This window comes from Streptomyces sp. NPDC102467, from assembly GCF_044765445.1.
Taxonomy (GTDB): domain Bacteria; phylum Actinomycetota; class Actinomycetes; order Streptomycetales; family Streptomycetaceae; genus Streptomyces.
Genome location: NZ_JBIWKA010000016.1, coordinates 55613 through 78510, shown reverse-complemented (window position 1 = coordinate 78510; position 22898 = coordinate 55613). Strand labels below are relative to the sequence as shown.

22 protein-coding genes are annotated in these 22898 nt (G+C 72.1%); 6 read left to right on the top strand and 16 right to left on the bottom strand.

Annotated features, from left to right (window positions below):
- Nucleotides 1-148 precede the first annotated feature (148 nt).
- Entirely contained in the window at nt 149-1948 is a 1800-nt protein-coding gene (locus ACIREE_RS30780) for a protein kinase (protein WP_404159310.1), read from the top strand.
- A gap of 71 nt (nt 1949-2019) precedes the next feature.
- Here the strand turns inward: ACIREE_RS30780 and ACIREE_RS30775 are convergent, their stop codons facing one another.
- Entirely contained in the window at nt 2020-3303 is a 1284-nt protein-coding gene (locus tag ACIREE_RS30775) for an adenylosuccinate synthase (RefSeq protein WP_404159307.1), read from the bottom strand.
- A gap of 172 nt (nt 3304-3475) precedes the next feature.
- Here ACIREE_RS30775 and ACIREE_RS30770 point away from each other — a divergent pair, with 172 nt between their 5' ends.
- The gene (locus ACIREE_RS30770; RefSeq protein WP_404159304.1) at nt 3476-4324 is read left to right on the top strand and encodes a diacylglycerol kinase; all 849 of its coding nucleotides are present in this window, start codon (nt 3476-3478) and stop codon (nt 4322-4324) included.
- Between the two features lie 52 nt (nt 4325-4376).
- Here the strand turns inward: ACIREE_RS30770 and ACIREE_RS30765 are convergent, their stop codons facing one another.
- Nucleotides 4377-4898, bottom strand: a complete 522-nt coding sequence (locus tag ACIREE_RS30765; RefSeq protein ID WP_404159302.1) for a GbsR/MarR family transcriptional regulator — start codon at nt 4896-4898, stop codon at nt 4377-4379.
- 118 nt (nt 4899-5016) lie between these two features.
- Between ACIREE_RS30765 and ACIREE_RS30760 the strand changes: the two genes are divergently transcribed.
- Together ACIREE_RS30760 and ACIREE_RS30755 are read left to right on the top strand one after the other, a co-directional pair.
- Complete coding sequence (locus tag ACIREE_RS30760; protein ID WP_404159301.1) at nt 5017-5940, top strand: ATP-binding cassette domain-containing protein; 924 nt, start codon at nt 5017-5019, stop codon at nt 5938-5940.
- Complete coding sequence (locus ACIREE_RS30755) at nt 5937-7562, top strand: ABC transporter permease (RefSeq protein ID WP_404159298.1); 1626 nt, start codon at nt 5937-5939, stop codon at nt 7560-7562. The genes ACIREE_RS30760 and ACIREE_RS30755 overlap by 4 nt, the downstream gene beginning before the upstream one ends.
- 6 nt (nt 7563-7568) lie before the next feature.
- Here the strand turns inward: ACIREE_RS30755 and ACIREE_RS30750 are convergent, their stop codons facing one another.
- Nucleotides 7569-8174, bottom strand: a complete 606-nt coding sequence (locus tag ACIREE_RS30750) for a Uma2 family endonuclease (protein ID WP_404159295.1) — start codon at nt 8172-8174, stop codon at nt 7569-7571.
- 63 nt (nt 8175-8237) lie between these two features.
- Here ACIREE_RS30750 and ACIREE_RS30745 point away from each other — a divergent pair, with 63 nt between their 5' ends.
- Nucleotides 8238-8483 carry a hypothetical protein gene (locus ACIREE_RS30745; RefSeq protein ID WP_404159292.1) on the top strand — a complete coding sequence of 82 codons (246 nt, stop codon included), beginning with the start codon at nt 8238-8240 and terminating at the stop codon, nt 8481-8483.
- Here ACIREE_RS30745 and ACIREE_RS30740 read toward each other — a convergent pair.
- The 4 genes from ACIREE_RS30740 to ACIREE_RS30725 all read right to left on the bottom strand — a co-directional run bounded on the left by ACIREE_RS30740 (nt 8449) and on the right by ACIREE_RS30725 (nt 12723).
- Nucleotides 8449-9675: a cytochrome P450 gene (locus ACIREE_RS30740; protein ID WP_404159290.1), complete on the bottom strand. Its 1227-nt coding sequence runs from the start codon at nt 9673-9675 to the stop codon at nt 8449-8451. The genes ACIREE_RS30745 and ACIREE_RS30740 overlap by 35 nt on opposite strands.
- A gap of 19 nt (nt 9676-9694) precedes the next feature.
- Entirely contained in the window at nt 9695-10384 is a 690-nt protein-coding gene (locus ACIREE_RS30735) for a response regulator (RefSeq protein ID WP_404159287.1), read from the bottom strand.
- Complete coding sequence (locus ACIREE_RS30730; RefSeq protein WP_404159284.1) at nt 10381-11751, bottom strand: sensor histidine kinase; 1371 nt, start codon at nt 11749-11751, stop codon at nt 10381-10383. Before ACIREE_RS30730 ends, ACIREE_RS30735 begins: the two co-directional genes overlap by 4 nt.
- 96 nt (nt 11752-11847) lie before the next feature.
- The gene (locus tag ACIREE_RS30725) at nt 11848-12723 is read right to left on the bottom strand and encodes an alpha/beta hydrolase (protein WP_404159281.1); all 876 of its coding nucleotides are present in this window, start codon (nt 12721-12723) and stop codon (nt 11848-11850) included.
- 172 nt (nt 12724-12895) lie between these two features.
- Between ACIREE_RS30725 and ACIREE_RS30720 the strand changes: the two genes are divergently transcribed.
- Nucleotides 12896-13516 carry a TetR/AcrR family transcriptional regulator gene (locus ACIREE_RS30720; protein WP_404159278.1) on the top strand — a complete coding sequence of 207 codons (621 nt, stop codon included), beginning with the start codon at nt 12896-12898 and terminating at the stop codon, nt 13514-13516.
- Here the strand turns inward: ACIREE_RS30720 and kynU are convergent.
- From kynU to ACIREE_RS30675, 9 genes are all read right to left on the bottom strand, one after another.
- Nucleotides 13509-14699: a kynureninase gene (gene kynU / locus ACIREE_RS30715; protein ID WP_404159275.1), complete on the bottom strand. Its 1191-nt coding sequence runs from the start codon at nt 14697-14699 to the stop codon at nt 13509-13511. The two genes, ACIREE_RS30720 and kynU, sit on opposite strands and share 8 nt — an antisense overlap.
- Nucleotides 14692-15534 carry a tryptophan 2,3-dioxygenase family protein gene (locus ACIREE_RS30710; protein WP_404159272.1) on the bottom strand — a complete coding sequence of 281 codons (843 nt, stop codon included), beginning with the start codon at nt 15532-15534 and terminating at the stop codon, nt 14692-14694. Before ACIREE_RS30710 ends, kynU begins: the two co-directional genes overlap by 8 nt.
- Before the next feature lie 147 nt (nt 15535-15681).
- The gene (locus tag ACIREE_RS30705) at nt 15682-16095 is read right to left on the bottom strand and encodes a DUF3151 domain-containing protein (protein WP_404159269.1); all 414 of its coding nucleotides are present in this window, start codon (nt 16093-16095) and stop codon (nt 15682-15684) included.
- Nucleotides 16096-16141: 46 nt separating this feature from the next.
- On the bottom strand, nt 16142-17332 hold the full coding sequence (locus tag ACIREE_RS30700; protein WP_404159266.1) for a MalY/PatB family protein: 1191 nt from the start codon (nt 17330-17332) through the stop codon (nt 16142-16144).
- Nucleotides 17333-17387: 55 nt separating this feature from the next.
- Complete coding sequence (gene fbaA, locus ACIREE_RS30695) at nt 17388-18419, bottom strand: class II fructose-bisphosphate aldolase (RefSeq protein ID WP_404159263.1); 1032 nt, start codon at nt 18417-18419, stop codon at nt 17388-17390.
- 167 nt (nt 18420-18586) lie between these two features.
- On the bottom strand, nt 18587-19141 hold the full coding sequence (pyrE, locus tag ACIREE_RS30690; RefSeq protein WP_404159261.1) for an orotate phosphoribosyltransferase: 555 nt from the start codon (nt 19139-19141) through the stop codon (nt 18587-18589).
- A gap of 10 nt (nt 19142-19151) precedes the next feature.
- Complete coding sequence (locus ACIREE_RS30685; RefSeq protein ID WP_404159258.1) at nt 19152-19949, bottom strand: aldose 1-epimerase; 798 nt, start codon at nt 19947-19949, stop codon at nt 19152-19154.
- Between the two features lie 254 nt (nt 19950-20203).
- Nucleotides 20204-21058, bottom strand: a complete 855-nt coding sequence (locus tag ACIREE_RS30680; protein ID WP_404159255.1) for an SRPBCC family protein — start codon at nt 21056-21058, stop codon at nt 20204-20206.
- A 280-nt stretch (nt 21059-21338) separates the two neighbouring features.
- Nucleotides 21339-22877 carry a polyamine aminopropyltransferase gene (locus tag ACIREE_RS30675; protein WP_404159252.1) on the bottom strand — a complete coding sequence of 513 codons (1539 nt, stop codon included), beginning with the start codon at nt 22875-22877 and terminating at the stop codon, nt 21339-21341.
- Between the last annotated feature and the right edge of the window lie 21 nt (nt 22878-22898).

Sequence of the window (22898 nt, the reverse complement as noted above, 5' to 3'; positions counted from 1 at the left end):
GCGGAAGTGAACTTCCATACGCATCCTCTCCCCGCATCACTCTCCGTACTCGTTCGTTACCGAACCGTAGATAACACTCCGGGCCCTCCTGTCGTATAGCCGCACTATTCTCGATTTGTGGGTCACGTACGGGGGAGGGTGGCGCGACATGGAGAGACTCGAGGCGTTGGGGCCGGGGGATCCGCAGCACATCGGCGCGTACCGGTTGCTGGGCCGGCTCGGCGCGGGCGGCATGGGGCAGGTGTACCTGGCGCGTTCGGAGCGTGGGCGCACCGTCGCGGTGAAGCTGGTCCGCCAGGAGCTCGCGGAACAAGAGGAGTTCAGGTCCAGGTTCCGGCAGGAGGTGCGGGCGGCGCGGCGGGTCGGCGGCGCGTGGACGGCGCCCGTGCTCGACGCGGACACCGACGCGGAGATCCCGTGGGTGGCGACGGGATACGTCGCGGGCCCGGCCCTGCAGCAGGTCGTCTCGCACGACTACGGCGCGCTGCCGGAGCGTTCCGTACGCATCCTCGCGGCCGGCCTCGCGCACGCGGTCAAGGACATCCATGCCGCGGGGCTGATCCACCGCGACCTCAAGCCGTCGAACGTGCTGGTCACCATCGACGGCCCGCGCGTCATCGACTTCGGCATCGCGCGCGCCCTGGAGACCGTCACCGACGGCGGCCTCACCCGCACCGGCGTACTGATCGGCTCGCCCGGATTCATGGCGCCCGAGCAGGTGCGCGGCGACCGGATCACCCCGGCGTGCGACGTGTTCTGCCTGGGCTCTGTCCTGGCGTACGCGGCGACGGGCGCGCTGCCCTTCGGCGCGTCCAACAGCGGGGTGCACGCCCAGATGTTCCGCATCGCCCAGGAGGAGCCCGACCTCGCCGACCTCCCGGAGGGCTTGCAGGATCTCGTCCGGGACTGCCTGCGCAAAGAGCCGGGGGAGCGTCCTTCGCCGACGGAGATCCTGGAGCGCACCGACGCCGAGGACACCCTCGGCGACGGCGGCCGCACCCGCGAGCCGTGGCTGCCGGGTGCGCTCGTCGCCCAACTGGGCCGCCACGCCGTGCAGTTGCTGGACTCCGAGGACCCGGAACAGGAGGCACGGGAGCAGGAGCCGCCGAGCCCCGTGCCGCCGCCCGGGAAGCCGGGCGCCGCTCAACTGGGCCATCTGCCCACGATGGTGGTCGGCCAGGAGCCCGCGGCCCCGGCCCCGGCACCCACGCCCCCTCCCGCACCGGCGCACAATCCACCGGCGTACGGCTACCCGCCCGCCTACGGCTATCCGCACGGCGGTTACGGCGGGACCCCGCCCTACGGCCCCGGCGTCCCGCCCCTCGTCGCCCCGCAGCAGGAGCCCCGGCGCGGGAACCGCTCCACGGCGGCGCTGATCGCGGTCGCCCTGATAGTGGCTCTCGGCGCGGGCGGTTCGGTCTACGCCCTGATGAAGGACGACGGCAAGCCCGACGCGACGGCCCAGGACGGCAAGCAGTCACCGTCCCCCACGGCCCCGGTCCAGCCGGGCCCGGATTCGCCGACGCCCACGCCCACGACGCCCCCGCCGTCCACCGAATCGGAGCAGACCCAGCCGTCGAGCGCGGGCGAGATCCCCACGAAGTACCTGGGCACGTGGTCGGGCGCGATCGACAACGAACGCGGGCACCATCCGCGCCGCATCGTCCTCCAGCAGGGCAACCCGGGGGACACGGTCCTGTCCATGACGGCCGACGGCACGCAGCCCAACGGGGAGCCCTACCACTGCGTGTTCCAGGGCGGGTTGACGTCGGCGACGGACTCCACCCTGCGGATCGGCGACACGGACCCGGTGGTCGCCGAGCCGGCCGCCGCCTGCACACCCGGCAAACCGAGCACGATCACGATCCTGTCCACGGGCCAGCTGCGCCGCGTCATGATCGACTCGGCCGGCAAGGAACAGGTCCTGACGTACGACAAGTCCGGCTGAGGCCCCGGCAACAGCCGCGCCCCGGCCCGCCGAAGCGGACCGGGGCGCGAACGGCGCGGCGAACAAGTCGCCTAGAGGAACGAGTTGACCTCGATCGTCTCGGTGCGGCCGGGGCCCACGCCGATCGCCGAGATGGGGGCGCCGGACATCTCCTCCAGCGCCTTCACGTACGCCTGCGCGTTCTTGGGGAGGTCCGCGAAGGTCTTGGCCTTAGTGATGTCCTCCGACCAGCCCGGCAGCATCTCGTAGACCGGCTTCGCGTGGTGGAAGTCGGTCTGCGAGTACGGGAGTTCCTCGACGCGCTTGCCGTCGATCTCGTAGGCGACGCAGACCGGGATCTGCTCCCAGCCGGTGAGGACGTCGAGCTTGGTGAGGAAGAAGTCGGTGAGACCGTTCACCCGGGTCGCGTAGCGTGCGATGACCGCGTCGAACCAGCCGCAGCGACGGTCACGGCCGGTGGTCACACCGCGCTCGCCGCCGATGCGGCGCAGCGCCTCGCCGTCCTCGTCGAACAGCTCGGTCGGGAACGGGCCGGCGCCGACGCGCGTCGTGTACGCCTTGAGGATGCCGATGACCCGGCTGATCTTCGTCGGGCCGACGCCGGCGCCCGTGCAGGCGCCGCCCGCGGTCGGGTTCGACGACGTGACGAAGGGATACGTGCCGTGGTCGATGTCGAGGAGCGTGCCCTGGCCGCCCTCGAAGAGCACGACCTTGTCCTCGTCGAGCGCCTTGTTGAGGATCAGGGTGGTGTCGGCGACGTATCCCTTGATCTGCTCCGCGTAGCCGAGCAGCTCCTCGACGACCTGCTGCGTCTCGATGGCGCGGCGGTTGAAGACCTTGGTGAGGAGCTGATTCTTGCCCTCGAGGGCCGCTTCGACCTTCTGGGTGAGGATCGACTCGTCGTAGAGGTCCTGGACGCGGATGCCGACGCGGTTGATCTTGTCCGCGTACGTCGGGCCGATACCGCGGCCGGTCGTACCGATCTTGCGCTTGCCGAGGAAGCGTTCCGTCACCTTGTCGACGGTCACGTTGTACGGCGTGATGATGTGCGCGTTACCGCTGAGCAGGAGCTTGGACGTGTCGACGCCGCGCTCGTTCAGACCGCTCAGCTCGGAGAGCAGGACCGACGGGTCGACGACGACGCCGTTGCCGATGACCGGCGTGCACTCCGGCGAGAGGATCCCGGAAGGGAGGAGATGCAGCGCGTACTTCTGGTCGCCTACGACAACCGTGTGGCCGGCGTTGTTGCCGCCCTGATAGCGCACTACATAGTCCACGGATCCACCGAGCAGATCGGTGGCCTTTCCCTTGCCTTCGTCACCCCACTGAGCACCGAGCAGCACAAGTGCGGGCACAGGCGTACACCCCTTCCGGTCGGGGCATGTCCAAGGTCAGGGGCCGCAGCCACTGATGAATGCGGAAGCCTTGGGGTGCCCCGGAATAGACCAAGCCCCTGGCGCAATAGCGCAAGGGGCTCTTGCACAAAGATGCTACCCGAGGAAGCGAGGCACGGCCGAGGTGGCGGCTTTGGACCATCGATCTGACCGGGCGGACGAGGGGCTGTCGCGGCAGGTTCTGGTGCTCGTGGACCCCCTCGCGCGGCGCGTGGACGGGGAGTCCGTGCGCATCGCCAAGGACGTGCTGTGCGCGGGCGCGACCGTCAAGGTGTGCCTGCCCGAAGGGCCGGAGGAATTCGCGAAAGCGCTGGCCAGACGGGGTGCGAGGCGCCCCGTGGTGATCGGCGACGACCGGGCGCTGCTCCGCGCGGTGACCCTGCTGCACCGGGAGAGAGAGCTGGCCGGAGCGGTGCTCTCGATGATCCCCGTGGGCGGCGCGGTGTCGCTCGCCCGATCGCTCGGAGTTCCCACAGGAACCGTGGCGGCGGCGCGGGCCGCGCTGGACGGATCGGAGCACCGGCTCGATCTGCTCGTGGACGAGAGCGACGGGGTGGTGCTCGGCGAACTGCGGATACCGCCGGTCGCGGCGCCACATGCCGGACTGCTCGGCGCGGGGCCGCCCTGGCTGCGGACGTGCCGCTCCCTGGTGCGCACGCTCGCGGCGCGGCCCGCGCGCGGCACGACCCTGGAGTCCGGGGCGCCCGCGCGGCTGCGGGTCGAGGTGGACGGTGAGACGCTGATCGACCTCGACCAGCCGGTGGAGGGCGTCTCGGTGGCACCCGCCACGGGCACGGGCCTCGCGCGCGTCGAGGTCCGGCAGGCGGCGCCGGGCACGGCGCCGCTGCGCGCACAGGCCCGTTCGGTCACCGTCTCCGGCGAGGATTTCCGGTACCGGGCGGACGCGGTGACCATCGGCGGCCCGGTACGCAGCCGGACCTGGACGGTGCGGACGGGAGCGTGGGGCCTGGTGCTTCCGTGAACCCCGCTCCGGGCTCGGTCTCGGGCTCGGTCTCCGGGCTCTGTCCTCGGCCTCAGTCCAGGCCGAGCGTCTTGCGGTGCGCCCGCCAGCGCTCCATGAGGCCGCCCAGCTCGGTCTGGACAAACTCGAAGAACGCCAGCGTCTCGCCGAGGCGTCTGCCCGCCTCGGAGTCGGGGCCCAGGCTCTCGATGCCGTCCGTCAGCGCGTCGACCCAGCGCTTCAGGACGCTGTCGCGGCTCGCGAGCGCCTCGTACCACTGGTTCCCGTGCACCCGGAACAGGTCGCGGCGCGTCCCGGGCTCCCGCTCCCGGGTGACCATGTGCACCTGCGTCAGATAGCGCACGGCCCCGGACACCGCGGCGGGGCTGACCTGCAGCCGCTCCCCCAGTTCGGCCGCGGTGAGCGCGCCCGCCTCGGAGGAGAGCAGCGCCGCGAAGATCCGCGCGGGCATCCGGGGCAGGCCGGCCTCGACGAGCTGGCCCGCGAACCGCTCGACGAAGCGGGCGGCCACGACCGTCCCGTCGGCCCCCTCTGCCTCGTCGGCCCTCTGCGTGCGTCCGGCTTCCTTGCTCATGTCCTGATCATCTCCCCTGCGACACCCACAGCCGTCTCCCACAGCCGTCACCCCCAACCGCGAGTTTATACGCTTCATTAACTTCACAAGTTTGTGAACTCAGCGTACGTTCGAAAACATGACGAAGGCGATCACGGTCTCCGGACTGCACAAGTCGTTCGGCAGGACGCACGCGCTGGACGGCCTCGACCTGGACGTCGAGGCCGGTGAGGTGCACGGCTTCCTCGGCCCGAACGGATCGGGGAAGTCCACCACCATCCGGGTACTGCTCGGCCTGCTGCGCGCCGACTCCGGCGGCGCCCAGCTGCTCGGCCGCGACCCCTGGGCCGACGCCGTCGACCTGCACCGCAAGGTCGCCTACGTCCCCGGCGACGTCACCCTGTGGCGCAATCTCAGCGGCGGCGAGGTCATCGACCTGTACGGGCGGCTGCGCGGGGGCCTGGACGCGGCGCGCAGGGCGGAGCTCCTGGAGCGCTTCGAGCTCGACCCGACCAAGAAGGGCCGCACGTACTCCAAGGGCAACCGGCAGAAGGTCGCGCTGGTCGCCGCCTTCGCCGCGTCCGGCATCGATCTGCTCATCCTGGACGAGCCCACCTCCGGGCTCGACCCGCTGATGGAGGGCGTCTTCCAGTCGTACGTCGAGGAGGCGGCCCGCGAGCGCGGGCAGACGGTGCTGCTGTCGTCGCACATCCTCAGCGAGGTCGAGGAGCTGTGCGACCGCGTCAGCATCATCCGCAAGGGCCGCACCGTGGAGAGCGGATCGCTCGCGCAGCTGCGGCATCTGACGCGGACCAGCGTCGTCGCCGAACTGGCGGGCACACCGCGCGGGTTGGCGGAGCTGCCGGGCGTGCACGACCTCGACGTACGGGGCGACCGGGTCAGGCTCCAGGTCGACACCGGCGAGCTGGACGCCGTGCTGCGGGCACTGACCGCGTCGGGCGTGCGGTCGCTGACCAGCACGCCGCCGACCCTGGAGGAGCTGTTCATGCGGCACTACCAGGACGACGCGGCGCACGCGCGGAAGGAAGCGGTGTCGCGATGACCGCCCTCGTACCCGGGGTGTCCGACGCCCGGTTCGCCGCGCGGACCGGCGGCGGGCATCAACTGGCGGGCACAGGAACCCTGTTGAGGCTCGCCCTGCGCCGCGACCGCGTGCTGATCCCGGTCTGGGTCGCGATCATCGCCTTGATGGTGCTGTCCATGCCGAAGTCGCTCGGCAGCGTGTACGGCACGGCCGCCGAGCGCGCCGACGTCGTGCGCACCATGAACACCAACGGCTCGATGCGCGCCCTGTACGGGCCCGTCTTCGCCGACTCGCTGGGGGCGCTCACCGCGTGGCGCATCGGCACGTTCGCCGCGGTGTTCGCCGCCGTGATGAGCCTGCTCATCGTCGTGCGGCACACCCGCGACGAGGAGGAGAGCGGGCGTCAGGAACTGGTCTCGTCGGCGATGGTGGGGCGCCGCGCGCCGTTGACCGCCGCGCTGCTCACGGCCCTGGTGGCCGACGGCGTACTGGCGTCGCTGCTCACCCTCGGCCTCGCGGCGCAGGGCGGCGCGGGGGCGCTCGCGTTCGGGCTCGCGGTCGGCGGGGCCGGGGCGGTGTTCGCCTCGACGGCGGCGATCGTCGCGCAGTTCACGGAGAGCGCGCGGCTCGCGCGGGGCGTGACGGCGGCGCTGCTCGGCGCCGCGTTCGTGCTGCGGGCGGCCGGCGACTCGGGGGCCGGCGCCGGTTCGTCGCCGCTGACCTGGCTCTCGCCCATCGGCTGGGTCGAGCACGTACGGTCGTTCGCCGGTGAGCGCTGGTGGGTGCTGCTCCTGTTCGTCGCGGCGGTCTCCGTGCAGGGCGCGGCGGCGTACGAGCTTGCGGGGCGGCGCGACCTCGGCATGAGCTTCCTGCCGAGCCGGCCGGGGCCCGCGCACGGGCGGCTCGGGACGGCCGGTGCGCTGGCGCTGCGGCTGCAGCGGGGCAGCCTGGCCGGCTGGTCGATGGGGTTCCTCGCGGCCGGTGCCGTCTTCGGCGCCATGGCCGAAGGGGCGACCGACCTCGTCGGCGACAACCGGAACACGATCGACATCATCGAGCGGATGGGCGGCCGCTCCGGCATCACCGACGCCTTCCTCGCCACGATGGCCGGGATGCTCGGGATGATCGCCGCGCTGTACGTCGTCCAGTCCGTCCTGCGCCTCTACGGCGAGGAGACCTCGCAGCGGGCGGAGCCGATCCTCGCCAACGCGGTCGGGCGGCTCGGCTGGGCCGCGGGCCACCTGGTGATCGCCTTCGCCGGAGCGGCGCTCATCATGCTGCTCGGCGGCCTCGGCCTGGCGATCGGCTACGGCCAGGACGCCGGGCCGCTCATCGGGGCGTGCCTGGTGCAACTCCCGGCGATCTGGACACTCGGCGGCATCGCGGTCCTCCTGTACGGCATCGCCCCGCGGGCCGCGCCGGCCGCGTGGGGCGCGGCGGGAGCGGCGCTGCTGCTCGGCTGGATCGGCCCGGCGCTGAAGGTGCCGCAGGCGGTGCTGGACCTGTCCCCGTACGGGCATCTGCCGAAGCTGCCGGGCGGGGAGATGGCATGGACACCGGTGCTGGCCCTGACCCTGCTCGCGGCAGGGCTGGTGGCGGCGGGCCTTGCGGGGCTGCGCCGCCGGGATCTGTCGACCTGACACGCGTCAGCGGACGTACCGCTTGAGCTGCTCCGTGTCCAGCTCGATCCCGACCGGACCGGGCAGCCGGACGCGCTCGCCGAAGAGAGCCGTGTGGGTGTCGCGGTAGTGGGAGTGCTCCGGGTCCGGGTTGCTGTGCACGACGATCGCGCCGGCGTCCCGGTCCACCAGCAGGTACACGGGGATGTCCGCCTCGGCGTAGGCGGCGGGCTTCTCCACCCGGTCCCGGGCGTGCGTGTCGGAGTCGTACGAGGTGATCTCGACCGTCATCAGGACACCTTCGGCGTCGGCCCAGTGCCCCCGGCCGACGAAATGGTCCACCGGAGCCAGCATGCCGTCGGGCTCGGCCCGGCCCCTGCGGTATGCCTCGACCTTGAGTCCCAGGGTGGGAGTGAGGCCGAACTCCGGCCGTGCCTGCATGCACCGCCGGATCAACCACATGACGAGCTCACTGTGATTCCCGTCCCTCGCCCCCTTGATCCCGATCCGTTCGTTGATGAACTCCAACCTGGCGGCCTCGGTCTCCTCGGCGGAGAACGCGGCGATCTTCTCGAACTCCTCCACGGACATCGGCGACGTCTCGGACATCGTGCGCTCTGGCATAACCGCCATGGTGCCCTGCTGTGTGCGCTGCCGTCATGAAACCGTCGACAGCGATCACACGTCCGTCCCTGCATGGGACAACGCACGCAAGCCGCCGCGGGATGCCTCGCCGCGCTCGTCGGGCTCGGGGCCGGGATCGCGGTCTGGTGGGGGCGGGCGCAGGGGCGGGTGAACCGGTTCGAGCAGGGCCCGGACTGGCGGGTGTTCGTCGTCGACCTGCCCCTGTGCCTGATCGGCGGCGTCGGCGCCGGGGCGCTGGCCGGGGCCCTGCTGCACCGGCTGCTCAGAGCTCGACGGGCAGGCCCTCCAGGCCCCTGATCACGAAGTTCGGTTTGCGGGACGGTTCCGCCGCCGGCCTCAGGGTGGGCGCCTGCGTGAGCAACGCCCGCATCGACGCGGCGAGTTCGATACGGGCCAGGGGTGCGCCGATGCAGTAGTGGATGCCCGCGCTGAAGGAGATGTGGGGGTTGTCGGCGCGGGTCAGGTCGAGGCGGGCCGGGTCGGGGAAGACCGCCGGGTCGTGGTTGGCCGCGCCGAAGAGGAGGGCCACTTCCGAGCCCCGGGGGATCGTGACGCCCGCGACCTCGATGTCGTCGAGCACCCAGCGTTCGAAGAGCTGGAGCGGGGTGTCGTAGCGCATCAGCTCCTCGACGGCGCCGGGGATCAGGGTGTGGTCCGCGCGGAGCGCCGCCAGCTGGGCGGGATGGCGGAACAGGGCCCACCAGCCGTTCGCGGTGGAGTTGACGGTGGCCTCGTGCCCGGCGTTCAGGAGCAGTACGCAGGTCGAGATCATCTCTTGTTCGGTGAGCCGGTCGTCGTTCTCGTCGTGCGCCGCGATCAGGCCGGAGATCAGGTCGGTGGCGGTGGGGTGCGCCCGCCGCCGCGCTATCAACTCACGTAGGTACTCGGTGAATTCGACCGAAGCGCGGACCGCCGCGCGCGCCGTCTCCTCCGGCGGGTTCAGCTCGTACATGCCGCAGATCGCCGCCGACCAGGGGCGCAGGAGGGGGCGGTCGGACTCCGGGATGCCGAGCATCTCCGCGATGACCGCGACCGGGAGCGGTTCGGCGACCGCGGTGAGCAGGTCGCCGCCGCCGTCCGCGACCAGGCCGGCCACCAGTTCACCGGCCAACTTCTCCACGTACGGCCTGAGTTGTTCGACCGTGCGCGGGGTGAACGCCTTCGAGACGAGGCGGCGGATGCGGGTGTGGTCCGGCGGTTCGAGGTCGAGCATGCCGTGGTCGTTGAGGGTGTGGAACGGCTCGTGCTCGGGCGGCGGCGCGGTGCGGCCGAACTCCTCGTGCGCGAAACGGTGTTGATAGGTGCGGCCGAGCCGGCGCTCGCGCAGGAGCGCCGAGACGTCGGCGTGGTGCGGGATCAGGTACTGGCGCGTGGGCTCGAACCAGTGGACCCGGCCGGCCTCGCGCAGCGCCGCGTACGCGGGGTACGGGTCGGCGACGAAGGCCGGGGACCACGGATCGAAGGCGGAGACGGCCGCGTTGGCTTCCATGCGGGGACGTTAGTCCTGGTCACCCCGGTGTGACCAGACGTGCCTCGTACGCGAAGACAGCCGCCTGCGTACGGTCGCGCAGCCCCAGCTTCACCAGGACCCGGCTGACATGCGTCTTGATCGTCGACTCGGCGACCACGAGCCGCTCGGCGATCTCCGCGTTCGACAGGCCCTGCGCGATGAGGACGAGCACCTCCGTCTCGCGGTCGGTCAGCTCGCCGTACGCGCCTGCCCCCGGCGAAGCCGATGAGTGATACAGCTGGACGGCGGAGAGCTTCGGAATCTCCGACAGCTTGGAGAACTCGGTGATCAGGCGGCGGGTGACCGACGGCGCGAGCAGCGCCTCGCCGCTCGCCACCACCCGTACGCCGTCGGCGAGTTGGCGGGCCGAGGCGTCTTTGAGGAGGAAGCCGGACGCGCCCGCGCGCAGCGCCTGGTACACGTACTCGTCGAGGTCGAAGGTGGTCAGGACGAGGACCTTCGCGCCCTCGTCGGCGGCCACGATCTCGCGGGTCGCCTCGATGCCGTTCAGCTCCGGCATGCGGATGTCCATGAGGACCACGTCGGGACGGAGCTCGCGGACCTTGGCGACCGCCTCGATCCCGTTGACCGCCTCGCCGACGACCTCGATGTCCGGCATCGCGCCGAGAAGGACCGAGAACCCCTCGCGCACCATCATCTGGTCGTCGGCGATCAGCACCTTGATCATGCGCCCGCTCCGCTGGTGTCGTCGCTGGTCACGTCGGTCTGCTCGCGCTGCTCCGGGATCTGCGCGGCGACCGGCACGAAGACCATGACCTCGTAGCCGCCGTCGGCCGTGCGGCCCGCCGTCATCTCGCCGCTGAGCATCGAGACGCGCTCGCGCATGCCGGTGATGCCGTGCCCGGCCCCGGGCGAGGGCTTCGCCAGGGCGTTCGGCCTGCCGTTGACCACGCGCAGGCCGATGCCGCCGAGGACGTACGAGACCTCGACCGCCGCGTCCGCGCCCGGCGCGTGCCGCAGGGTGTTGCTGAGCGCCTCCTGCACGATCCGGTAGGCCGACAGCTCGACGCCCTGCGGCAGCTCGCGGACCGCGCCCGTCACGGCCTTGGTGACGGTCAGGCCCGCGTCCCGCACGTTCTCCAGGAGCTTGTCGAGGTCGGCGAGCGTGGGCTGCGGGGCCTCGGGTGCCTCGTAATCCTCCGCCCGTACGACGCCCAGGACCCGGCGCAGCTCGGTGAGCGCCGCCACCGCGTTCTCCCGGATCGTGACGAACGCCTGCTCCAGCTCGGGCGGCGGGTTCTCGACGCGGTACGGCGCCGCCTCCGCCTGGATCGCGACCACGGACATGTGGTGCGCGACCACGTCGTGCAGTTCGCGGGCGATATTGGTGCGCTCTTCGAGCAGCGTGCGCTTGTCCCGCTCGACGGCGGTGACCGTACGCTCCTGGACGACCTGGCGCTGGGTGGTGCGGTTGACCTGGACCAGGGTGACGATGGCGACCGCGACGCCGGAGAACATCAGCATCGGGACGGAGACGCCGGAGTCCAGGCCTCCCATGAGCTCCCCGGCGAGCACCGAGTACACCGCGCTGAGGGCCCACATCCAGGCCGCCGTGCGCGGCCGGGTGCGCGCCGCGACCACCATCATCACGACCGTGTGGCCCAGGATGCTGGCGCCCGACCAGGGGTAGAGGTCGCCGCTGGTCAGCACGACGAGCACGGGGGCCGCCGCGAACGAGAGCCAGAAGGCGAGGACCGGCCGCAGCAGGGTGAGCGCCACCGGCACCGCCGCTGTCAGCCCGACCAGCACTTGCAGGACCCCGTCGCTGTAGGGGCCGGCGGACAGCATGCCCACGAGGAGCGTGAAGAGGGCCAGGCCCAGCACCACGGCGTGCGGGAAGAGGCCCAGGCGCTCGCGCAGACGGTCCGGGAACAGCCGGGCCCAGGGTCCGTCCGCGGCCGCCCGGGGCAGCGGACGATAGGCCCGCACGTCCCGGAACAGGTCCTCGCGCAGCCCTCCCAGCGCCGACTGCGCGAGGCTGAACTCGGGGCTGCGGTCTCTCGGAGCCCCACCGGTGGTGGTCGTCTCGGTCATGCCTCGACGGTACGGGCAGGGCCGGGCCCGGGTCGTCCCCAGTCAGACGGGTCCTGCCCGTCCGCCGTGAGTACTACGCGGCGCCCGCGCGGCCTCTCACCAGGCCAGTTGCGCGATCTCCTCCGCGACCACCGCGCAGGCGTCCGCCGCCGGGTCGATCAGCGGGAAATGTCCGACCCCCTCCAGGAATGTGACGCCGACCACCTCGCCCGCCCTGGCCGCCGCGTCCGCGTACGACTCGGCGACCGCGAAGGGCACCGTCGTGTCCGCGCGGCCCTGGACGAGGGTCGTCGCGATGCCGGTGGGCAGCAGCTCCGCCGGATCGGCGTACGGGCGCCGCGCCTCGAACAAGTCACCCTCACCGCCGAGCAGTTGGGCGCTCGCGCCGCCGCACACCCCCAGTTTCTGCGCGAGTGCGAGGTCCGCGACGGGGGCGAGCGCCACGACGCCGCGCAGCGCGGGCGCGGCCGGGGTGTGCCACGGCGAGTCCGCGGGCAGTACGTTGCGGGCCGCGGCCCACAACGCGAGGTGGCCGCCCGCCGAGTGCCCGGTGATGACGGTGCGCCGCGCGTCCGCGGTCGGCAGCCGCTCCGCGACGAGGGCGGGCAGCGCGTCGAGCGCGGCCGCCACGTCGTCGAAGGTCTCCGGCCAGCGTCCGGCCACCGGCCCGTCGGCGCCCTGATGGGGAAGCGAACTGCCGCGCCGGTACTCGACGTTGGCGACGGCGAAACCGCGCCGGGCGAGGAAGTCGGCGAAGGGGCTCAGGTGCTCTCTGTCGTACGGCGCCCGCCACGCGCCGCCGTGCAGGGCCACGACCAGCGGGGCCGCGGTCGCACCGTTGCGGGGCGCGTAGAAGTCGATGACCTGATCCGGGTGATCGCCGTACGCGGCGGTGACGTCCGGCGGGACGGCGGGGTGCGAGAAGGCCGATGCCTCCTCCGCCTCGGCGCGCGCGGCGGCTTCGTCCGGCATGCTCCAACCTCTCGACGTCGCAATGGAATTGCGCGAACCACTGGGGAACCGGAGTGAACCAGTGGGAACCAGTGGGGAATCAGCGGTAAGCGGACGCTACCAGGCCGGTGACGTGCGCTGACACGCACAGTGACCGAATAAACGGTCCTGCTGTGCCGTTACCCTGGCTCTCATGAGCAGCGAACCCGAACCCGGCACGCTCCGTCCCGGCGGCCGCACCGCCCGTGTCCGTGCCGCGGTGCTCGACGCCGCCGGCGACGTCCTGGCCGAGCAGGGCTTCGACCGGCTCGACCTGGCCGACATCGCACGCCGCGCGGACGTCGGCAAGACCACGGTGTACCGGCGCTGGGGCTCGCCCACCGGCCTGGTCGCCGACCTGCTCGCGCAGATGGCGCAGGATTCGCTGCCGCGCACGGCGACCGGCTCGCTCCACGGCGACCTGACCGCGAACGCGCTGCTCGTACGCAAGACGCTGGCGGACGCCCGGCAGGGCCCGCTCTTCCGGGCGGTGATCGCGGCGGCGACCTGTGACGCGCGGACGGCCGACGCGCTGCGGCAGTTCTACGAGGTGCGCGTCACGGAGTGGGCACCGGCCGTCGAAGAGGCCGTCGCCCGGGGCGAGTTGCCCGCGGGGACCGACGCCGCCGAAGTCGTCCGGGCGGTGTCCGCCCCGCTGTACTACCGCCTGCTGACGGCCGGGACCGCGCCCACCGAGGCGGACGCGGCCCGAGCCGTGGCCGCCGCGATGGCAGCGGCCGAGGCAGGCGTCTACGTAACGGACACCGCTACGTGAGCGTCTCGGCCAGCACCCGCGCCGCGCGCTCCACCTCCGCGAACCCCAGATACAGCGGCGTGAACCCGAACCGCAGCACATCCGGCGCCCGGAAGTCACCGACGACGCCCGCCGCGATGAGCCGGTCCATGACCTCACCCGCGTCGTCGCAGGCGAGCGCCACCTGACTGCCCCGCTCGGCGTGCGCGGCCGGGGTCACCGGCTGCACCCGCCCCTCCGGTACGTAACGCTCGACGCACTCCAGGAAGAAGTCCGTCAGGGCGAGGGACTTGGCGCGGACCGCGGCGACGGAGACGTCCGGCCGCGACCACACCGCGAGCGCCGCCTCCAGGGCCAGCATCGACAGGATGTCCGGCGTCCCGACACGCCCCCGCGGCGCGCCGTCCGCGGCCTCGTACTCCGGCCGCATCCCGAACGGCTCGGCGTGCGAGTTCCAGCCCGGCAGCGGCGAGTCGAAGGCCGCCTGGTGCTCGCCGCGCACGTACAGGTAGGCGGGTGAACCCGGGCCGCCGTTCAGGAACTTGTACGTGCAGCCGACCGCGAGGTCGACCCCGTGCTCGTCGAGCCCGACCGGCAGCGCGCCCGCGCTGTGGCACAGGTCCCAGACGCTCACGGCGCCCGCCGCGCGGACCGCCGCCGTCAGCGCCGGCAGGTCGTGCAGCCGTCCCGTGCGGTAGTCGACGTGGTTGAGCAGGACCGCCGCCGTACGGGGGCCGAGGGCGTCCGGCACCTCGCCCGGCGCCACCGCCCGCACCGAGCACCCCGTCATACGGGCCGCGGACGCGGCGATGTAGCCGTCCGTCGGGAAGGTGGCCGCGTCGACGAGTATCTCGTCCCGCCCCTGCCCCGCGAGGCGCACAGCACCCACAAGTGCCTTGAAGACATTGACACTTGTGGAGTCGCCGACCACGATCCGGCCAGGTGCCGCACCCACCAGCGGGGCGATCAGATCACCGATCCGCTCGGGCGCCGTCCACCAGCCGGACTCGGTCCAGGAGCGGATACGCAGCTGTCCCCACTCGCGCCGCACGACGTCGTCGAGCCGCCCGGGGACGTTCGCGGGCAGCGCGCCCAGCGAGTTCCCGTCGAGATAGACCGTGTCGTCCAAGACGAAGTCGTCCCGCACACCGGCCAGTCGGTCCGCGCCGTCCAGCTCACGCGCGCGCTCGTACAGGTCAGACATGGGACCTCGCCGTCCACAGCTCGGGGAACACGTTCTTCTGCGCGCGCTTCTCCAGCCACGCCACACCGGCGGAGCCACCGGTGCCGGTCTTGGCGCCCATGGCACGGCGGGTGGCCACCAGATGATCGTTGCGCCAGCGCCACACCAGCTCGGCGACGTCCGTCAGCGCCTCCCCGAGACGCGCGAGTTCGGCGCTCTCGTCACCGGCGTACAGGGCCGTCCAGACGGCCTCCACCCGGGGCGAGGGCTCGTAGCGCTGCGACACGTCACGGTCGAGGACGGCCAGCGGCACGTCGTGGCCGCGCCGCGCGAGCAGCCGCAGCACCTCGTCGTAGAGGCTGGGCTCGTGCAGCGCCTTCTCCAGCTCGGCGTGGACGCGGGGCGCGCCGCGGTGCGGCACCAGCATCGACGCGGACTTGTCGCCGAGCAGGAACTCCATGCGCCGGTACATCGCCGACTGGAACCCGGAACCCTCGCCGAGAGCGGACCGGTAGGAGTTGAACTGGGCCGGGGTGAGCTGCGCCAGCGGCCGCCACGAGGCGTTCAGCGCGTCCAGCTCGCGTACGGACCGCTTCAGCGCGGCCACCGCGGTGGGGACGTCGTCGGCGGCGAGAGCGCGGGCCGCGGTCTCCCACTCGTGCACGATGACGGTGAACCACAACTCCATGACCTGGGTCGTCACCAGGAAGACCATCTCGCCGGGGTCGTCCGAGCGAAGGTGCTGGAGGTGGGTGAGGACATCGGCCTGGACGTAGTCCTCGTAGGGCGTGGTGCCCGCGAAGTCGAGATGCGGTGCTGCGGTGGTGTCCGCTCCATGATCCGCGTCGTGGGACATCGCTGTCTCCTGATATGTACTCCGGGTAGCGGTCCGCCCTGCCGTTACCGGCACGGGGCCCCGGTCCCCGCCTCGCATCCTTCACAATCGTGCCCCCAAACGGCAAGGCCCGCCCGATCACGGGCGGGCCTTGCACGCGGTACGGGACTAGCCGAGGGTCTGCGCCGCCGCCGGGGAGGAGTCCTTGAGGAACTGCGAGCAGCGCTCGTACTCCTCCTGCTCGCCGATGGAGCCGGCCGCGCGGGCCAGGGCGTGCAGGGCACGCAGGAAGCCGCGGTTCGGCTCGTGCTCCCACGGCACCGGCCCGTGGCCCTTCCAGCCGCTGCGCCGCAGCGAGTCCAGGCCGCGGTGGTAGCCCGTGCGGGCGTACGCGTAGGACTCGACGACGCTGCCCCGCTCGAACGCCTCGTCGGCGAGCTGCGCCCAGGCGAGCGAGGAGGTCGGGTACTTACCGGCGACGTCCGCCGGGGGCGTGCCGGCCGCGAGCAGCTCGCGCGGCTCCGGGTCGTCGGGCAGGTGGGTCGGGGGCGGTCCCCCGAGCAGGTTCTCGTGAAGGCTCATGGGTTCCAGTTTGCGTCATGCGGGTGGCCGGGCTCCACGTGGGCGATCAGTCACGCCCCGTGAGGGTGCGCAGGGCCCGCACGATCGCGTCGATCCCGGCCTCCGCCTTGGCGCGCGGGCAGCCGACGTTCAGCCGCAGAAAGCCGGGCGCCCCGTAGGTTCCGCCCGGCATGACGGCGACCTTCTCCTGCTCCACGAGGATGCGCTGCAGCTCTTCGTCGGCGGTGACGCCGAGCGGGCGCAGGTCGATCCACGCGAGGTAACCGGCTTGCGGGGTACGCCACTTGAGCTCGGGGAAGGCGGCGTCGAGCCGCTCCTCCAGCAGGCGCAGATTGCCGTACGTGTACGCGCGCAGGGCGTCCAGCCACGCGCCGCCCTCGCGGTACGCGGCGATGTGCGCGGTGAGCGCCAGCACGGCCGGGGATTCGAGGCCCTCGTCGTGGCCCATCCGCCGGACGAACTCGGCATGGTCGTCCGGGTCACCGATGAACCCGTAACTCCCGCTCAGTGCGGGAAAGTTGAAGGACTTGCTGCCGGAGGTGACCAGCGCCCAGCGCACCCCGTCGGCGTACGCCGTCCACGGCAGGTGCCGGTATCCGTCGTGCGTCAGGTCGGCGTGGATCTCGTCACTGATCACCGCCACGTCGTAGCTCCGCGCGAGGTCCGCGAGGCGGCGCAGCTCGGCGTCCGTCCAGACGTGCCCGGTCGGATTGTGCGGCGAACAGAGGACGAGCACGCGGCTGTCCGGGCGGGCCAACTCCCGTTCCAGACCTGCCCAGTCGTCGACCGCGACGGCGCGCAGCTCGCGCCCGAGACCACTGATCGCCTTGCGGAAACCGTCGTACGTCGGCGTGTGCGTGACGACGCCGTCACCGGGCTGTGTCCACATGCGCAGCAACTGCGTGATCTGGTTGAGTACCGAGGGGGCGTACACGAGCCGGTCCGTGTCCACGTCGGCGCCGTACCGGGTGCGGAACCAGTCGCGTACCGCACCCAGGAAATCCTCGTTGCGCCAGTCGGTGTAGCCGAACACCCCGTGCGCGATCCGCGCGTTGAGGGCGGCGAGCACCTCGGGCGCGCACGCGAAGTCCATGTCGGAGATGGTGAACGGCAGCAGATCCGCGACCGGGAAACGGTCCGTGATGCCGTCCCACTGCACGCACCAGGTGCCGTGCCGGTCGACGGGCGTGTCGAAGTCGTAGCGCACGGTGATCTGCTCCCTGGTCGGTACGGGCATGCGACGGGCCCGGCACTCGCGGGGAGCGCCGGGCCCGCACACGGGCTGGAACGGACTACTTGATGCGGGTGCCCGTCGAACGCAGGCTCTCGCAGGCCTCGACGATGCGGGCGGTCATGCCCGACTCGGCCTTCTTGCCCCACACGCGGGGGTCGTACGTCTTCTTGTTGCCGACCTCGCCGTCGACCTTCAGGACGCCGTCGTAGTTCACGAACATGTGGCCCGCGATCGGCCGCGTGAACGCGTACTGGGTGTCGGTGTCGAGGTTCATCTTCACCACACCGTTCTCCAGCGCGGTGCGGATCTCCTCCAGGGAGGAGCCCGAGCCGCCGTGGAAGACGAAGTCGAACGGCTTGGAGCCGGCCGGCTTGCCGTACTTCGCGGCGATGCCCTCGTTCAGTTCGGCGAGCAGGTCGGGGCGGAGCACGACGTTGCCCGGCTTGTACACGCCGTGCACATTGCCGAACGAGGCGGCCAGCAGGTAGCGGCCCTTCTCGCCCAGGCCGAGCGCCTCGACGGTGCGCACCGCGTCGTCGACCGTGGTGTAGAGGTTGTCGTTGATCTCGTGCGAGACGCCGTCCTCTTCGCCACCCGTCGGGGTGATCTCAATCTCCAGGATGATGTTCGCGGCCTTGGCCTTGGCGAGCAGCTCCTGGGCGATCTTCAGGTTGTCGTCGAGGGTCTCGGCCGAGCCGTCCCACATGTGCGACTGGAACAGCGGGAGACCGCCGGCCTCGACACGCTTGGCGGAGATGTCGAGCAGCGGGCGCACGTAACCGTCCAGCTTGCCCTTGGGGCAGTGGTCGGTGTGCAGCGCGATCTTGTTCGGGTACCGCTCGGCGGCGATGTGCGCGAACTCGGCGAGGGCCTGGGCGCCGACGACCATGTCCTTGACGCCCTGGCCCGACAGGTACTCGGCGCCACCGGTCGAGATCTGGATGATGCCGTCGCTCTCCGCCTCGGCGAAGCCCTGCAGGGCCGCGTTGAGGGTCTGCGTCGACGAGACGTTGATGGCCGGGTAGGCGAACTTCCCCGCCTTGGCCCGGTCGAGCATCTCGTTGTACTGATCCGGGGTTGCGATGGCCATCTGCCGACTCCTCGTGAAGCACGCGATTGCGGGTTTGGGTTGTTCTGGTGTCTCGACCGGTGGTCCGACCCTCACCAAGCACCATGGGGTGACGTCATCGTCGCCCCCATCTTTCCAGACTTGTGCGAATGGCGTGCGAGGGCCGGTGACCGGGCTCGGGCCGGGCTCTAGTCGAGGCCGAGCTCGTCCTTGCCGAAGGCGAAGAGATACGGCACTCCGGCGCCCTCGGTGATCTTCTCGGCGGCGCCCGTGGCCCGGTCCACGATGGTCGCGACGCCGACGACCTCGGCGCCCGCCGCGCGGACCGCCTCGACGGCGGTCAGCGGGGAGCCGCCGGTGGTGGAGGTGTCCTCGACGACGAGTACGCGGCGGCCCTTGATCTCGGGGCCCTCCACCTGGCGCTGCATGCCGTGCGCCTTGGCGGCCTTGCGGACGACGAACGCGTCGAGCCGCTTGCCGCGGGCGGCGGACGCGTGCAGCATCGCGCCGGCGACGGGGTCGGCGCCCATGGTCAGGCCGCCCACGGCGTCGAACTCCAGGTCCTTCGTCAGATCGAGCAGCACCTGCCCGACCAGCGGGGCGGCCTCGCCGTCGAGGGTGACGCGGCGCAGGTCGATGTAGTAATCGGCCTCCAGGCCGGAGGAGAGCGTCACCTTGCCGTGCACCACGGCCTTGTCCTTGATCTGCTGGAGCAGCGCGTCGCGCACGTCGTTCGTCGTCATGGCTACGAGCTTAAAGGCGCCGCCATGACCAGGTGGTGCTGGCCTCCAAGGGCTCCACCGGGGTGACCAGGCGCGGCAGGGTGTTGAGCCCGTCCGGCGGCCCGGTCTGCGGTTCCACGCACACGGCCGCCTCCTGCTCGTCGTAGACGACGGCCCACTGCTCGCGGCTCTTGACGTTCACTTCCAGGGCGCCGGGCCAGGTCAGCGTCACGTCGACACCGTCGGGCATGCCGAAGCAGTCGTCCCAGGGGCCGGGCTGTACGTCGATGCGCCGCCCGGTGGGCAGGTGGTCGTCGCCGCGCTCCTCCTGCCAGGCGGCCGTGAAGTCGATCTGTACGTCGCTCCCGGCGGTGTTCCCGAGGCGCCGGTTGAACCAGGGGTGCCAGCCGGCCTGCGCCGGGAACGAGTCGCCGTACGTCTCGATGCCGAGGCTCAGCGTCAGCGAGTCCTCGGTGAGGGCGACGATCTGGGTGACGCGCCCGGTGTAGGGCCAGGGCTCGGCGAGGTCGTACGTGAACACGGCCTCGGCCGCACCGGCGCGCGCGGTGGTCCACTCGGCGTCGCGGGCGAAGCCGTGGATGGCGTGCGGCGGCGAGTTCAGCGGCATCTGGTGGACGTGCCCGCCGTTACGGAACCGGCCGTCCCTGGTCCGCCCGCACCACGGCACCATCGGGAAGCAGCCGTACCGCTCCCCCTGGCGCAGCAGTTCCGTACCGGCGATCTTCAAGCTGCTCACCCGGCAGCCGTTGCCCGGCGCCACCGTCACTTCCGCGTCACCCGCGGTCAGCGTCGTTTCCTTTGTCGTCACGAGGCCAGAGCCTAGGGCCCTTCTGGCGGATTTCCGTGGGAGAAGGAGCGGCGTAGTGGGGTCTCCCCTGCTCGAACGGAGTTGAGAGCTTGGGGAAGCGTGGGCTGGGGGTCCCCCCGGCCGGAGGCTGGGGGAGTGCGGCGTGAAGGGTCATGTGGCGGAGCCACCTGTCCCTTCACGCCGTGCGGTGAGGGGGCGTGCCGGGCGTCGTGACGCCGCGGAAATCCGCCAGAAGGGCCCTGGATGTCGGTCGGCTACTGCCGCCTGCGCAGGGCCCGGCCGACGACGATCGCGGAGGCGACGGCCAGGGCGGCGGCGGGTGCGGCCCAGCGCAGGGTGGCGCCGGCCGTGACGCCCTCCGGCGCGGGCATCGGGGCGTACCGGCCGCGCGGCGGCGCGTGGTCGACCTCTTCGGCGCTGCGGCCGATCATCGTGCGGCGGGCGTGCGCGGCGGCGGGCTCGGATGGAAGTTCCCCGGTGCCGCCCTCGGCGCGGTCCGCCGCCTCGGCGTCCTCGTGGATGTCGATGTCGATCTCGATGTGTTCGGACGGGTCGAGGGAGGGCGGCGGCACCTCGGCCCCGTACACGGACCCGCGCCCCGGCTCGTCATCGGTCTCGTCGGCGGAGTCGAGATCGGAGTCGAGCCCGGACTCCGGCTCGGAGTCGTCGTCGGGCTCCTCCGAGCCGGGCTCCTGGCCCGCCGCTCCGAGATTGCCCGCGAAACGGTTCAGCAGCCGGTGGGCCGCCGACTCCACGGCCTCCTGCGAGAACTCGGCCACCCGGCCGTCACCCGATCCTGTGCCGGTGAACGTGAGCGCGGAGCCGCCGTCGGCCGCGGCGACACGGGCGGTCAGCGCGAACTTCACGCCTCCCGTACCGCGGGCCTCGGTCCCCTCGCCGGTGACCGCGAACGATCCGTCGGCCGCCTCCACGACGCGGACCGTGCCGCGGTACGTGATGGTGTGCCCGTCGATACGCACCTTGAGGCGCCCTCCGTCGCCCGCCGCGTCGCGCTGGAACCCGGGCAGGGCCCGGGCCACGCGAAGGGGGTCGCAGAGCACCGCCCGAAGAGACTCGGCCAGAACCGGAACGAACACCTCATGCTCCATGCCACCCGAGCCTAGCGACTCCGTCGGTTGTGCGGGTACTGGTTCGCCTCGCCGCGGGCGCGGGGTTGTTGTGGCGCGGGCCCGGTTTCGTCGTGGGCCGCGCCCCGGTGGGGGCTGGTCGCGCAGTTCCCCGCGCCCCTGAGATGCGCACTGCGTGCGCCCTCTGAGATGGCGCACGCAGTGCGCCCCATGGGGCTGCGGCGGAGCCGCATGCTCCAGGGGCGCGGGGAACTGCGCGACCAGCCCCACCGGGGCGCACCCGGCGACGAGACCACGGCCCCTACGGCGAGGGGTAGCCATAGCGCGGGCGCACCAATGTCGACGGGGAGTAACCCAGGACCGGCCGCAGCACCCGCACGCCCGAGACCCGGGGCCGCTCCCGCCCGGCAAGAACGAACCCCGCCTCACCGCGCCCCCGATAAGCCACCCCCCGCAACCCCGCGGAGCGAACCGTCGAGCTCACCGTCCAGAACCGCCCCGACACGACCCCGCCGTGCACCACCACCCGCCCCTGCCGATTCAGCACCCGCCCCACGAGCCCGTAGAACTCCTGCGAGTACAGCTTCGTGGTGTCCGCGCGGCCGGGGTCCGGCAGATCGCAGATCACCACGTCGTAGGGGCCGGCCCGGGGCGCCCGCCGGAGCCAGCCGAACACGTCCCCGGTCGTCACCCGCACCCGCGGATCGCTCAGCGACCGCCCGTTCAGCGAGCTCAGCCCGGGATCGGTGCGGGCGAGGCGGACGACGCCGGGGTCGGTGTCGACGACATCCACCCGGCGCACTCCCGCGTAGCGCAGCGCCGCGTGCGCGGCGAGCCCGTCGCCGCCGCCGAGCACGAGGACCCGGGCGTGCGGTCCGTCGCGCATCGCGGGGCCGACGAGCGCCGCGTGGTAGCGCCCTTCGTCGCGGCCGCTGACCCGCAGCTGCCCGTCCAGGTACAGGGCGAGGGGGTGGCCCCGCCCGCCCCCGGTCAGCACGACCTCCTGCACATCGGTCCGCTCGGCGACCCGCACGTGCGCCCCGAACACGGCCTGCCGCGCGGCCCGCTCGAAGTCGTCGACGAGGATCCAGGCGGCGGCGAGCAGGCTCAGTACCGTGAGATTGGCGATGAGCAGCAGCCGGCGGGCCCGCACGCTCAGATCCCGCCGGAGCAGGCCGAGTACGAGTGCGCCCCCCGCCACCGCGTTCACCGCGCCGGTCAGCAGGGCGCCCGTCAGCTGCCCGAACATCGGCAGCAGCAGGAAGGGGAAGGCGAGGCCGCCCACCAGCGCGCCCACGTAGTCCGCCGCGAACAGGTCGGCGACGGCGCCGCTCGCGTCCTGGCGTCTGATCCGCTGGATGAGCACCATCAGCAGGGGCACTTCCGCGCCGATCAGGACGCCGATCCCGAGCGAGAAGGCCACCAGCAGACAGCGCGGGCCGTCGGACCACGCCCCGTGCCAGCCGCCGGTCCAGGCGAACATCGCGTAGAGCGCCATCGCACTGCAGCCGCCGACGAGCGCGAGTCCGGTCTCGACCAGGCCGAACCCGGCGGCGGCGCGCGGCCGCAGACGCTTGGCGGCGAGCGAGCCGAGGCCCATCGCGAAGACCATGACGGAGAGCACGACGGAGGCCTGGGTGACCGAGTCGCCCATCAGATACGAGGCGAGCGCGACCAGTTCGAGCTCGTAGACGAGTCCGCAGGCCGCGCAGACGAAGACGCAGACGAGCACCAGGAACCGGCCGGTTCCCGGCTTCACCGGGAGGGGGGCCCGGCCGCGCTCGCCCACGGGCCGGGGACCGGAGCCCGAGGGCGGGGCGGACACGTGCGGTTCGATCACGACTGGAACGCTACGTCACCC